The organism is Candidatus Methylacidiphilales bacterium, assembly GCA_028713655.1.
In the GTDB taxonomy this organism is placed as follows: domain Bacteria; phylum Verrucomicrobiota; class Verrucomicrobiia; order Methylacidiphilales; family JAAUTS01; genus JAQTNW01.
The window spans coordinates 1-12,348 of the sequence record JAQTNW010000065.1 but is presented as its reverse complement, the minus strand read 5'-3'; the positions used below and the strand labels follow the sequence as shown (position 1 = coordinate 12,348).

Annotated in this window: 12 protein-coding genes; 7 read left to right on the top strand and 5 right to left on the bottom strand. The window is 54.1% G+C overall.

Annotation, left to right across the window (positions count from 1 at the left end; translation table 11 throughout):
- Positions 1-1,505: 1,505 nt before the first annotated feature.
- Entirely contained in the window at positions 1,506-2,252 is a 747-nt protein-coding gene (gene gpmA, locus PHD76_14595; GenBank protein ID MDD5263069.1) for a 2,3-diphosphoglycerate-dependent phosphoglycerate mutase, read from the bottom strand.
- 69 nt (positions 2,253-2,321) lie between these two features.
- Here gpmA and PHD76_14590 point away from each other — a divergent pair, with 69 nt between their 5' ends.
- Entirely contained in the window at positions 2,322-2,975 is a 654-nt protein-coding gene (locus PHD76_14590) for a histidine phosphatase family protein (protein ID MDD5263068.1), read from the top strand.
- Positions 2,976-3,345: 370 nt separating this feature from the next.
- Here the strand turns inward: PHD76_14590 and PHD76_14585 are convergent, their stop codons facing one another.
- A complete protein-coding gene (locus PHD76_14585; GenBank protein MDD5263067.1) occupies positions 3,346-4,620 on the bottom strand; it encodes a DEAD/DEAH box helicase in 1,275 nt (424 codons plus the stop codon).
- A 369-nt stretch (positions 4,621-4,989) separates the two neighbouring features.
- On the opposite strand from PHD76_14585, the gene PHD76_14580 reads away from it, so the two are divergent.
- Both PHD76_14580 and PHD76_14575 read left to right on the top strand, forming a co-directional pair.
- Complete coding sequence (locus tag PHD76_14580) at positions 4,990-5,772, top strand: ABC transporter ATP-binding protein (protein MDD5263066.1); 783 nt, start codon at positions 4,990-4,992, stop codon at positions 5,770-5,772.
- A complete protein-coding gene (locus tag PHD76_14575) occupies positions 5,769-6,563 on the top strand; it encodes an ABC transporter permease (protein MDD5263065.1) in 795 nt (264 codons plus the stop codon). The genes PHD76_14580 and PHD76_14575 overlap by 4 nt, the downstream gene beginning before the upstream one ends.
- A 231-nt stretch (positions 6,564-6,794) precedes the next feature.
- Here PHD76_14575 and PHD76_14570 read toward each other — a convergent pair whose 3' ends face one another.
- Entirely contained in the window at positions 6,795-7,337 is a 543-nt protein-coding gene (locus PHD76_14570; protein ID MDD5263064.1) for a DUF4337 domain-containing protein, read from the bottom strand.
- Positions 7,338-7,737: 400 nt separating this feature from the next.
- Between PHD76_14570 and PHD76_14565 the strand changes: the two genes are divergently transcribed.
- The 3 genes from PHD76_14565 to PHD76_14555 are packed head-to-tail and all read left to right on the top strand — an operon-like array spanning position 7,738 to position 9,763.
- The gene (locus PHD76_14565) at positions 7,738-8,010 is read left to right on the top strand and encodes a hypothetical protein (protein ID MDD5263063.1); all 273 of its coding nucleotides are present in this window, start codon (positions 7,738-7,740) and stop codon (positions 8,008-8,010) included.
- Positions 8,011-8,039: 29 nt separating this feature from the next.
- Positions 8,040-8,660 (top strand): acyltransferase, encoded by a 621-nt coding sequence (locus tag PHD76_14560; protein ID MDD5263062.1) that lies wholly within the window; start codon positions 8,040-8,042, stop codon positions 8,658-8,660.
- An 8-nt stretch (positions 8,661-8,668) separates the two neighbouring features.
- Positions 8,669-9,763: a hypothetical protein gene (locus PHD76_14555; GenBank protein ID MDD5263061.1), complete on the top strand. Its 1,095-nt coding sequence runs from the start codon at positions 8,669-8,671 to the stop codon at positions 9,761-9,763.
- Positions 9,764-9,766: 3 nt separating this feature from the next.
- Here the strand turns inward: PHD76_14555 and PHD76_14550 are convergent, their stop codons facing one another.
- Positions 9,767-10,357, bottom strand: coding sequence for a riboflavin synthase (locus PHD76_14550; protein MDD5263060.1), 591 nt, complete (start codon positions 10,355-10,357; stop codon positions 9,767-9,769).
- Positions 10,358-10,545: 188 nt separating this feature from the next.
- A complete protein-coding gene (locus PHD76_14545) occupies positions 10,546-11,202 on the bottom strand; it encodes a hypothetical protein (GenBank protein ID MDD5263059.1) in 657 nt (218 codons plus the stop codon).
- A gap of 302 nt (positions 11,203-11,504) precedes the next feature.
- On the opposite strand from PHD76_14545, the gene PHD76_14540 reads away from it, so the two are divergent.
- Positions 11,505-12,227 (top strand): YebC/PmpR family DNA-binding transcriptional regulator, encoded by a 723-nt coding sequence (locus tag PHD76_14540; protein MDD5263058.1) that lies wholly within the window; start codon positions 11,505-11,507, stop codon positions 12,225-12,227.
- Positions 12,228-12,348 lie beyond the last annotated feature (121 nt).

Here is a 12,348-nt window from a genome sequence, read left to right as displayed (position 1 = left end):
CGGCCAATGTGAGCCAAGTCATCACACGATGGAAAACAAAGCATCCGGATCAATCCTTGCCAGCTTGGGCGGAAAAAAATCTGTCAAGAAAAGACGACTGACCCCTTTCTACTATGCGTGCGTAAGTCATTGTATCCCTATGCGTAAGTCATTGTAAGTCAAGGATGCCGTTGGCTTAAGTTAGTGCCATTCGGGTCCAGAGTCAAATCTTGACAAAACGCTATGAGCGCCTAGAAAAGAGAGATGGCCAGGCAGGTAAGGATTGAGTTTATCAGCGCGTTTTACCATGTGATGGCGCGCAGAGATCGGTGCGAGGACATCTTCAGATCGAACCCTGATCGGGAGTTGTTGCTGACGACATTGGGAGAGGAGGCATTGCGCTGTGGTTAACGTGCCGGGAAAGGGGTCTGTTAAGAAATGACTCCTGACCCCTCCGTTCTCAGAATGAACGCTAACGGTGTTACGTGAATATGAAAAGCATTATAAATATTCTCTCATTGTTGTAATTGCTGTATGTTTAACTTGGACCGCATACACTGTTTCACAAGGTCCATTTGCTCTCAAGCGATCCATACCTGGGCGTGTGGTACGTCAAGCTCTTGGCAAGTCGGTAATGGTTGAACAAAACGTGGAGGATCTCGCGGATGAACTGAGCCAACCAGCCGCTGTGACAGCCCTGCGTTCTTGGGCCTCAGTTGTACTTGCTGTTCAACATAACCGAGAAGTTCAAGTCGACAGCATCCTGTATCCTGGGTTCTTCCCTTGCATTGCAGCCCCCGAAATACCTCCCCCTCCAGCACTCGCGTGGTACAAGGCTATGATAGTTTGCCTTCCTCAGACATATTTGTTGGTGAATACAAGTAGGCGCATCATCGGCGTTATACTGGGTTGGGGAGGTATGAGAGTAGGGGTGGTTGTCGTGCCTGGTGGCATTGTGCCTAATTCGCAAGGCATTTCGAACGTACACAGAATAGCACCAGACATACAGATCTTTAGCGCAGACTGAAACTGAAAAAAGTGAAAAACAGCGAAGAGCCAAAAATTTTCATTTGGTCGAACCGCAGCCAGCCTGCAGAAGAGCGGGATACCTCGAATAGTGTGACTGTGCGGTATTATAATCAGGGTGAGCAAATCCCGGGCGCAACAGCACCGGCAGACAAATTATTTTACACCCGCGATCATCTTGGTAGTGCGCGAGAGTTGACGGTCAGCACGGGAGGCGTGCGTGATAAGAGAGTGGGGTCAACTCCGACATCCGTCGCGAGTGAACTCCGATAGTCATCGCGAGCAGGCTTCTTGACTTTGACGGAGTTAGCGCAAGTGGACTTTTCAGAATGTGAAAAGTCTATGATATTTCACTATGCTCTGTTCCTGGCCGGCAACCATTTTGAGCGTGTGACGATTACGGACGGTGTTGCAAACACCGACAAGCGCTTTGTCAGGGTCCGCATTGGCGAACCTTGACGGCGCATAGACCACTAGGGCGTTAAATCCTGCCTGATAAGCTATTTCGCTTTCCCTTGGGCTGCGACTGCCGCCATGGCTTTCGCCACTTCTTCCGGGTCGCCCACATAATAATGTTTGATGGGCTTCAGGTTGGCATCGAGTTCATACACCAGCGGCATGCCAGTCGGAATGTTCAATTCCAGGATGTCCTGGTCGGAAATGTTGTCGAGGTACTTCACCAATGCGCGCAGGCTGTTGCCGTGCGCGGCCACGAGCACCCGCTTGCCCGACTTGACGGCCGGGGCCAGCGTCTCATGCCAGAACGGCAAAAACCGGTCCACGGTGTCCTTCAGGCATTCGGTCAACGGCAGTTCCTTTTCGCTCAAGTCTTTGTAGCGGGGGTCCTTGCCGGGATAGCGCGGATCGGTTTTTTCCAGCGGAGGCGGCGCGATGTCGTAGGCCCGGCGCCAGATTTTGACCTGCTGTTCGCCGTGCTTGGCGGCGGTTTCCGACTTGTCGAGACCCTGCAACGCGCCGTAATGGCGCTCGTTCAGGCGCCAGGATTTCTGGACCGGAATCCAGAGCAGATCCATCTCGTCCAGGACCAGGTTTAGCGTTTTGATTGCGCGCTTGAGGACTGAAACATAGGCGATATCAAACACATAGCCGTCTTTTTTGAGCTGGACGCCGCCCTTCCGGGCTTCGGCCATTCCTTTTTCGGAAAGATCCACATCGGTCCAACCGGTGAACCGGTTTTCCTTATTCCAGGTGCTTTCCCCGTGTCGAATGAGAACAAGTTTATACATAAAGTTTGATTTTCTTGGCTTTAAAGGCATCAAGCATAAGCTTTCCCAAATTTTAAGAAAGCCGAATCCTTGAAAACTTTTTATTTCGTGCGACATGGAGAGACCGACTGGAACTTCCAGGGGCTGGTTATGGGGCAGTCGGATATTCCCTTGAACGACAAGGGGCGCCGACAGGCCGGGTTGCTGGCCGGGCGCTTAAGCCGTTTGAAAAACGCCGTTTGTTACAGCAGCGATCTTTCGCGGGCGATGGAAACATCGCAAATCCTGGTTCAAAAAAACGGCCTGCATCCGATTCCCGATGCGCGTCTGAGGGAAATCAAGTTCGGGATGTTTGAGGGAACCTCTTCCCAGGACTGGGCCTCCTTGTACCCGGCGGAGTGCGAATCCTACCGCCGGGATGTGCTGCGCAATGCGCCGCCGGGAGGAGAAAGCCGTCTGCAGTTGATCGGGCGGGCCGCGGATTTTCTTACGGAAATTTCCACAAACAGCGATGCTGAAAACATTTTGATCGTGACCCACGGCGGGACGCTGGCCGCGTTTTTCAATGTCCTTCTGGCATGGGATGCGGGACGGGAACCGGATGAATTTCACCGGCTCTTTCAATTCGACAACTGTTCCCTTTCGCTCGTGAGCTTCAGGGAACCGCGCTGGCGCGTGCTGCTGGCCAATTGCCTCCGGCATTTGGAGGAGATGGAAGAGGGCAATCCGGTTCCGGGTTCTTAATTCAAACTTTGCGATTTTTCGCGTGACTTATTTTGAAGCGGTTTTGAGCGGGAAGGAACGGGGGAATTTTGGAGTGCGTCCGCCACGGCGGACGCTTTTTACTCGCGATGGCTATCGGAGTTGAATTTTGCAGGAAACACAAAGCGGTGTCGCGCTTCCAGCTTGCCACCGCACTCCATATCGCTTCATGGTCAAAAAGTATTTACCAAAATGAGTTTCAACCCCAACGCGGGTTGCGTTTGTTTCATGCAATCGCCGGAACCGCTTTCAGGGTTCGGGGTGATTTTTATTTTACCCAGGGTAGCTCGTTCCTCGCAACCCTGGGCTGAAGGACGAAACGCCGTTGGCGTTTTAGCTAACATTCTATCTTTCAGCGCCGGCGGCGGGAGGGTTTACGGTGGATGGAGCGCATGCCGGCTTTTGCATCTTCCTGCAGCAGGGTCGTGTAGGTGTAATCGAAATTATCGAGCTTGGTGCGCGGAATTTTTTTCTCGATGAGGCGTTCGATGGAGCTGACGTAATCCTGCTCCGCGGCGGTAAAAAGCGTCATGGCGTCGCCGGATTTTTGGGCGCGCCCGGTCCGTCCGATGCGATGCACGTAATCTTCCGGATTTTCCGGCACGTCGTAGTTGATCACATGCGTCACGCCGTTGATGTCCAGCCCGCGCGCGGCGATGTCGGTGGCGACCAGTACTTCCACCTTGCCTTCGCGGAACATTTCCAGGACCTGGGTGCGCTGGCTTTGGGTCCGGTCGGAATGGATGGCTTCCACGTTGTGGCCGTTGGTCTTGAGCGTGGCTGCGATTTGATCGGCGCCCATTTTGGTGCGGGAAAAGATGATGACGCTTTCGTAATTAGTCCGGTCGAGCAGGGCGAGAAGAAGGTCGAATTTCTGGTTCATGGCCACCGGGTAGAGCACATGCTGGATTGTTTCGGCGGGATTGTAGCGCTGGCCGATATCGATGCTGACCGGTTCGCGCATGGCCCAGGCAATAAGATTTTGGAGCTGGGGCGAAATGGTGGCGGAGAACAGCAGGGTTTGCCGTTTCGTTGGGCACTGGCCGATGATTCTCCGGACATCGGGCATGAAGCCCATGTCCAGCATACGGTCGGCCTCATCCAGAACCAATGTTTCGACCTGGTTGAGCTTCACCGCGCCGTTCTCGATATGGTCGAGCAGGCGGCCGGGTGTCGCTACAATAATGTCAGGATGCCGGGCCAGTTCAAAATTCTGGCGTTCATATTTGACGCCTCCGTGCAGCAGGCAGGTCTTCACGTCGGTAAAAGCCGAAAAATCGGCGAGCGCCTCATTGACCTGGGCCGCCAGTTCCCGGGTGGGTTCCAGAATGAGGCAGCGGGTGCGCGGGGAATGCTTTTTCAGGCGGCTGATGATGGGCAGGGCGAAGGCCGCGGTCTTGCCCGTGCCGGTCTGGGCGGAGCCGAGCAAGTCCTTGTTTTCGAGAATGACCGGGATGGCCTGGGTCTGGATGGGGGTGGGCTCGACGTAGCGCAGGCGCTGCACGGCGTGCACAACGGATTCCTCGAGCCCCAGATTTTGAAATGACATGGTATTTTTAATGACCCCGTTTAGCAGGGCGGCAAGCAAATCAGGGTAGGGACTGCGCCGGGGCATGTCCATCTCCATTGTGGGTATTTATAGCGGAGGAAAAATCAAATCATTTAACGCAGAGACGCAATGCGCCTACGGCGCACGCAAAGGCGCATTTTAACATGGATAACCTGGATTTGCAGGATGAGAAAAGCAGGTCTCACGCGAAGACGCAAAGACACGAAGGAATGCTCTCACTTAAAACTTTAAACTTAAGACTTAAAAACTTGTTCAGATGCCCCACGCGCCCGCGTTCCGCCGCTTTGCTTTTGAATTCTTAATTCTGACTTCTGGATTCTCCATTTCCTCCACGTTCTTTGCGACCTTCCTGTTTAAAATTCTGCACCCTCTTTGTACTACTATAAATTTTATGGGCGGATGAAATTTTCGGGTTAGCTTGGTTGCATGCCATTGGCGGTGATTGAAATTCAAAATCTCAGAAAAACGTTCGGGGATGTGACGGCCATCGATGACGTTTCATTCTCCGTTCGGGAGGGCGAGATTGTCGGGTTGCTGGGAGCGAACGGCGCGGGCAAGACGACGGCCATTTCGATTTTGCTCGGCCTGGTGACCCCAAGCTCCGGTTCCGTCCGGGTTTTTGGGAAGGACATCAACCGCCACCGCGTGGAGATCTTGCAGCAGTCGAATTTTTCCTCGGCGTACACCGCATTGCCGTCGAATTTGCGCGTCGGGGAAAATTTGATGGTTTTTGCCAATCTGTACAGCGTTCCGAATCCGCGCAAAAAAATCCAGGAGCTGCTGGAACTGCTGGAGGTTTCGCATCTCAAGGGCCGGATCAACGGCGAGCTGTCTTCGGGCGAATCGACGCGGGTGAATCTGTGCAAGGCTTTGTTGAACGATCCGCGCCTGCTGTTGCTGGACGAGCCGACGGCGAGCCTGGACCCGGACATCGCGGACAAGGTGCGCAAGCTGTTGCGCCGGATCCAGCGGGAGCGCGGTATTTCCATGCTTTACACCTCGCATAACATGCGGGATGTGGAGGAAGTCTGCGACCGGGTTTTATTCATGCAGAAGGGAAAAATCTTCGCCGAAGGCACGCCGCGGACCATCGTCAAAAAGTTCAAGGAAAAGTCGCTGGAAGATGTGTTTATCAAAGTGGCCCGGAGTGGCGACATTGAGGAGAGAGTGCCGGGCGGGAGAAAAATCAAAAAGGCGCGGAAACGATGAATTGGCAAATTGTCAGGGGGCTTGTGCTGCGGCATACGTATCTTTACCGGCGCAGTGTGCCGCGGATGATCGAGATGGTTTTTTGGCCTCTTATGGACCTGTTGGTCTGGGGCTTTCTCACGGTTTATCTCAAGGACATCCACAGCGGCCCGGCGGGAGCCGTCACCTATTTGCTGGGCGCAATGATCTTCTGGGACATCCTGTTCCGTTCCCAGCAGGGGGTGACGATGTCCTTTTTGGAGGACGTCTGGTCGCGCAATATCCTTAACGTATTCGTGGCGCCTGTGCGCGTCCGGGAATTTTTGGCAGCGACTTATTTTGTTGGACTTTTCAAGGTCGCGGTCATCGTTGTGCTGCTTTCCACGCTTTCGATCCTGCTTTATCACTTTAATATTTACGACATGGGGCTGGGCCTGGTTCCTTTTTTCGCAAATTTGATCCTGATGGGCTGGGGACTGGGAATGGTCGCCACGGCGCTGATCCTGCGTTATGGTCAATCGGTCGAAACGCTGGCCTGGGCGATTCCTTTCCTGCTTCAGCCCCTTGCGGCGGTTTTTTATCCGGTGAGGGTGTTGCCGCACTGGTTGCAACCGGTTTCCTGGTGCCTGCCGGCCACGCATGTGTTTGAAGGCATGCGAGCAGTGCTCAGGGGCGAGGGGTTTCCGATGCAACATCTGCTCTGGGCTTCCGCGTTGAACGTGATTTTTTATGCCGTGGAAGCCTGGTTTTTCAGCCGGATGTTCGCCTCCGCGCGGAAGAAGGGCTTCCTGGCCAAACTGGCCACGCGTTGATAGGCGGGAGATTTAACGCAAAGGGCATAAGGCGCCAAGACGCGGAAATACAAAAGGAAGGTTTTTACAAAGAGAGCATGGAGGATGGAGAGGTGGGAAGTTAAATTAAGAAATGTTTGGAATTCACTCCGAATTATACCTTTTTACCCTCCAGGTTTACTGTGCGCTCTATGTAAAAATGGCTTCCTTTGCGGCTTGGTGTCTTTGCGCGAGGAATTGTGTTAGGGTTGTCTATCTGCCGGCGGCGAGGCCTTGAAGCAAAAAGGCCAGGCCGATTGCCGCAAAAACAAGGCTCAGGTACCAAAACCTGCGCCGTTTGGTGAGGACTGAGACCGCGCATATGGCGATGGCGACCTGAAGCAGGGTCACGCTGCGGGCCATGATTTCGTGGATATGGAGGTGGTGCCTGGAGCCGGCCTGCTTTTCTTCAGCTTCGGCCTGGATGGCTTCCTGTTCCTTCTTGTATGCGGCCAGCTTTACGGCATCGGCCGGATCGGATTGTTTGCCGAGCGCGGATAGGAGCTCGATCCTGCCGGCCAGGACGCTGCTTTTGATGCCCTTGGCCTGGTAATAGCTCCACTGGTCGCTTGCCTGCATCTGGTCGATCATGGCTTCGTTCGCGTTGGCGCCCGCCAGAAGCGACGCGATGGCCGCCAGGGCGGCGATAATGGCTGCGCTGAGGGCCACGCCCAGCACCCAGCGTTCGCCGCTGTGCTTGGTTTCATGCTCAAGGGCTTCATGCAGATGTTCGGTGGGTACTTCAGGTGCTTCCATAAGAGTTCCGTTGTGTCATGATTGGTTTCAAGAAATGTCTTTAGCCTGCTTATTTATCTCACGCGCGTCCATAAAATTTCCAGTCTGGTTATTTCACTGTTGGCAGTAAAGAAAGCGGTAAAGATAAGCAGGCTATTGCAAAACCGCTTCAAGATAAAGAGGTTTCATTTTTAAAGAGAATTCCCAATTCAAGCGGTTTTGCTTTTAACCCGGATGTTGTCATGCCATAATTGTGCCCAGTCTATTGGCAAGTTACTCTGCACACGGTTTTCAGAAGCGGGTGAGACATCCGGGTTAGATGGACTCTTTTAGATGAAAAGCACTCTTTTTGGCGGGTTGCCTTTTACAAAAGCAAAACAGAGTTGGACAAACAGGCGCCAATTTCACAAAACTATCAGTTATGCAAACAACCGGTACGGCCCCCGCAATCCTGACCACCACCGTCGGCTCGTACTCACCCATCGATTGGCTTGCCGCGCTGCCAAGCGAGCAGAGTGTGCTCGGCTCGCTTGCGAACATTGATCCGCGCATCGACAAGGCTGCGAAAAAAGTCGGCGTCGGCAGGATTGGCTGGGTGCATCCCGATTGCGGGTTCTGGATGTTGAAACGTTCCATCGCGGACCGGAAGATCGAAGCGCTTGTGCTTGGCCGCGACAAGTATCTTGGGAGATAAGCCGCCGGGCATCTTTTAATCTCAAGTCCATGCATCCCATCCCAACCGAATCCGATCTTCGCCAAAAACGCTTCGATTTTTGCCCCTGGCTGTTCAAGAACGGAAGCACCGCCGAAGAAAAAGCAGCCCAGGTGGAATACCAGGCCCTCTTGGGCCGGGTTTACGGCGTGACCGTGGGCGCGAATTGTTATCTCTCGCCCGCGGCTGCCATCATTGGGTTCCCTCCGCAGAATACTTTTAAAATGGGCACCAATGGTTTTGTCGCGGGCGGTTGTTACATCACGGATGAGGTGTCGCTCGGAAACAACTGCTCGCTGAATCCTTATGTTACTATTCGTGGCAAATTTTGTGGCGGCGACGGCATCCGCATCGGGGCCTACGCCTGCATCGTCGGGTTCAACCACGGTTATGCCCGGATCGACGTTCCGATTCACGAGCAGATGCACACCAGCAAGGGTGTCGTGATGGGAGATGATGTCTGGGTTGGCGCGCACGCCACGATCATCGATGGCGTGGCTGTCGGCAGCCATGCCATTCTGGCCGCAGGCGCGGTTGTCACCAAGGATGTGCCGGACTATGCCATCGTCGGCGGCAACCCGGCCAAAATTCTCCGCATGAGAAACATGGCTGAAATTGCAAAACCCGGTTAAGTATATCCATGCCTGCATCCAATTCTGAACTGGCTGACAGCTTGCGCCACTTTTCTGACAATGTGCGCAAGGAAATTCCGGCGCTCCTGAGAAACTATCAATCCACAACCGATACAGGCGCCGTGTGCTATATCGATCAGCCCGGCAAACCGCGGCGCATCCGTCCCTGGTGCGATGCCCTCGAGATCGGCGCGGCATTTGGCATCCTTCCGGACGGCATGACCCGCGAGCAATGGATTTCCGTTCTGCGCGGTTTTCAAAATCCCGGGACCGGGCTTGTTCCCGAATATATTCCCGACGACAGCCGTTTGAACGGGCCTCAATCCGCCAAGCCTCAATTCGAAGACCGCTACTCCACGATGATCGTTAATTACGCCCTTGAGTGCCTGGGTTCATCCTTTGCGCATCCGGTTGCCAACGCGGAAGCCATCGGCGTCGATCTTCTCGTTGAGACTCTTGATTCCCTCGACTGGTCCAACGGCGCCTGGCACGCGGGGCACTGGATCGATTGCTATGCCTCCTCCCTTTGTGTGAACCAAAAATATTTCGGCCAGGGTCGTCAGATTGACCGCCTTTTTTCATGGCTCGACAGCCATTGCGATCCCAAGTCAGGGGTTTGGGGTTGCTGGCGCAAGGAAGACCGCTGGCTCCATCCCGTCAACGGGTTTTACCGGTTGACGCGCGGGACCTACGCCCAGTTTGGGCGGCCTCTTCCACTGGCAGAAAAGGCCATCGACACGATCCTTCTCCATTCGGCCGATCCTGAATTTTTTGGCGCAGGCCGGGGCAATGGCTGCAACATTCTCGACGTTGTTCATCCGCTCTGGCTTTGCCTGCAACAGACAGATCACCGCCGGGATGAAGCGCGTCAGTGGATGTTGGAACGCATTCCGTTGGCGCTCAAGAACTGGAAGCCGGGGTGGGGCATGGCCTTTGATCCTTTCGCCAGTGGCGGGCATGAGCATGGCCGAACCGGGCTGCAGGGCACCGAAATGTGGCTCAGCATCATCTATCTCATGGCCGATATCCTCGGGCTTGCGAAAAATCTTTCCTACCGCCCTAACGGCGTTCATCGTCTGCAATCCGCCTGTACGTTGAAATAGGCTTCACGCCCGGCTCAGAAGTTTTTCCGTATATTTTGCGAGAAGATCGAATTCCAAGTTCACCCGGTCGCCGGTTTTCCGTTCCGTGAGCGCGGTGACCTCGCGCGTGTGGGGAATGATCCAGACATTGAATTTTCGTCCGTGGACCCGGCCGACGGTCAGGCTGATGCCGTCGATGGCGACGGAACCCTTTGGAACCAGATAGCGCTCGAATTCGCGCGAAACTTCTACTTCCAGAACGTAATCATTGCCCTCCTGCTCCCAGCGTGTGATCAGCCCGGTTTCATCAATATGGCCGGTGACAAAGTGTCCGCCCACGCGGCCGTCGGCCCGCAGGGAGCGTTCAAGATTGATTCGGTGGCCCGTCTTGAGGGTGCCCAGATTGCTGCAGCGCAGGGTTTCTTCCAGCAGGTCAAAAGTCAGTTTTTTTCCGACAATACCGGTGACGGTCAGGCAGCAACCGTTGTTGGCGATGCTGTCGCCGATTTTTGTTCCATGGAGAACCTTGTCGGCTTCCACGGTCAATTTGCAGACGGGCTCCTCCCTGACGAGGTTTTGGACAATACCCGTTTCTTCGACGATGCCACAGAACATGCGAGCATTAACGCAAAGAACGCAAAGAACGCCAAGAAAAGAAGGATTTATGCCACATCGCTTTTAAAACCAAGGGGCCACGAGGTGGGGGGGGAAGCAGTATTTAACAACGGAGCGACGAAGGAACAAAAACTACAATCGTCCGGCCAGGTGCCGGACGGCGGCGATTGCTATGAAGCCTGTTTTTGTTAAGCGCTGATCCGGGAAACCGCGAGGCGATCCCGAAATTTCCGCGCCAGCATCAGGCCCATTGCGCCGAGAAGAACGATGCACGCCCACTGGCGGGGTTCCGGCACGGCGGTGAAATCGAGTTGGAAAAAGGATTCGTTGGGTCCTAGGGCTCCCGACAGGCTTTGAGTTGTAAACACGCCAGCTCCGCCATTATAGGTAATGCTGACGGAAGTGGGGGAATTGAGCGTGGGTGTGATGGTAAAGGGGCTTGGAGTGGGGCTTAAAGCACCTGCGTTGAGATCCGGCAAGCCTGAGATACCTGTAAGGAGATAGCCCGGAGTATAGTTTAAGTTATCGATGGTAATCGTCAGCACTTTAATGTTAGTGCCCGCCCCTGTGGAGCTCAATGTGATCAGTCCACTGGGGGAAAGTTCCACATTGAGTGAATCCGCGAAGGCCCCCGGAGAGCTGCCACTAATCACAGTTACCGGGCTGGTGACACCGACTTGGGATAATGTGAAGTCCGGCACAGCGCCGGTAGCGGTTAAAATTTTGGAGCCGAGATTGATGGCCTCAGTTTCGTGAAGGTCTGCCAGTGTAATGGTTTGTGCTTTTGCCGAGCCGCAGATTGCGATGGCAAAAATTCCCAACAAGGTTGCGATACGTGTATTCATAGTTTCCACCTTTTTTTGTCGAGCACAAATATTGCATATTTCAGGGTTGTGCACAATAAGATTAGGCCTTGGGCGGGATGTAGTAGTACAGGACACTTTAGGTTTCGCCTTGATTTAATTAAAACTAATAGATTCCTTAAGAAAATTTCATGTAGAATACACTGGGAATACAGCAAAACAGAAGAGATTTGCTTTTCAGGCACCCTGGCAGCCAGCGCACACTCCTGAATATGGGGTGTGGACAGATGACCGGCTTGGGGTTTTTAGTTGTCGAATTTGATCCTCCACTCTTATATCCCCTTATGGGTCGCCAATGGTTGCATGCCAAACGGGCGGTTGCCGGACTGAAAAAGTCCCAGGCCACCGGTAAACTGGTCAAGGAAATCATGGTTGCCGCCAAGCACGGCGGAGCCGATCCCTCGGCCAACGCCCGCTTGTTTGCCGCGATCGAAAAAGCCAGAAAAGAAAGCGTCTCGCGTGATGTGATCGAGCGCGCCATCAAAAAGGGCGCCGGCATTGGCGACGAAAAGTTGGTGATCGAGCACGTCAACTTTGAAGGTTACGCCCCCCACAAAGTGCCGGTCATTGTCGAAGTCGTCACCGACAACAACAACCGCACTGCGCCGCAAATCCGGGTCCTGTTCAAGGGCGGGCAGCTCGGAGCGGCAGGCGCCAACAAATTTCTTTTTGACCATGTCGGGCTGGTCGAGGCACATTGTCCGGACAAAAATGCCGACATAGAGGCTGCCGCCATCGAAGCGGGGGCGAACGAAGTCGAGCCGCTGACGCATTCCCAAAATGACGATATTCCGGAGGATGCCTGTGGTGCGCGCTTTATCACGGAGCGCACGGCGCTGCATGCGGTTTCGCAATGGCTTTCGAAAAACGGCTGGACTGTGATTACGAGTGAAATGGGACACCTGGCCAAGAATTATCCCGAGTTGAGCGAGGAACAGCGCGCCGAAGTCGGCGAATTTCTCCAGGCCTTGGAAGATCACGACGACGTCCACCGCGTCTGGGTGTAGGTTCGCGATCTATTTGTCCACTTTTTGGTTCCTACGTGTCATAAATCTCGGAACACACCCCATGCGCGCTCAAAAACTGAATTTTTCGAGCGGGCCTAAATCTGAATGGATTCCAACTGCT

Bases quoted from the DNA above. Each gene is read 5' to 3' on its own strand.
- gpmA (MDD5263069.1), bottom strand. From the start codon at position 2,252: ATGTATAAACTTGTTCTCATTCGACACGGGGAAAGCACCTGGAATAAG.
- PHD76_14585 (MDD5263067.1), bottom strand. From the start codon at position 4,620: ATGGAGATGGACATGCCCCGGCGCAGTCCCTACCCTGATTTGCTTGCC.
- PHD76_14580 (MDD5263066.1), top strand. From the start codon at position 4,990: ATGCCATTGGCGGTGATTGAAATTCAAAATCTCAGAAAAACGTTCGGG.
- PHD76_14575 (MDD5263065.1), top strand. From the start codon at position 5,769: ATGAATTGGCAAATTGTCAGGGGGCTTGTGCTGCGGCATACGTATCTT.
- PHD76_14570 (MDD5263064.1), bottom strand. From the start codon at position 7,337: ATGGAAGCACCTGAAGTACCCACCGAACATCTGCATGAAGCCCTTGAG.
- PHD76_14565 (MDD5263063.1), top strand. From the start codon at position 7,738: ATGCAAACAACCGGTACGGCCCCCGCAATCCTGACCACCACCGTCGGC.
- PHD76_14560 (MDD5263062.1), top strand. From the start codon at position 8,040: ATGCATCCCATCCCAACCGAATCCGATCTTCGCCAAAAACGCTTCGAT.
- PHD76_14555 (MDD5263061.1), top strand. From the start codon at position 8,669: ATGCCTGCATCCAATTCTGAACTGGCTGACAGCTTGCGCCACTTTTCT.
- PHD76_14550 (MDD5263060.1), bottom strand. From the start codon at position 10,357: ATGTTCTGTGGCATCGTCGAAGAAACGGGTATTGTCCAAAACCTCGTC.
- PHD76_14545 (MDD5263059.1), bottom strand. From the start codon at position 11,202: ATGAATACACGTATCGCAACCTTGTTGGGAATTTTTGCCATCGCAATC.
- PHD76_14540 (MDD5263058.1), top strand. From the start codon at position 11,505: ATGGGTCGCCAATGGTTGCATGCCAAACGGGCGGTTGCCGGACTGAAA.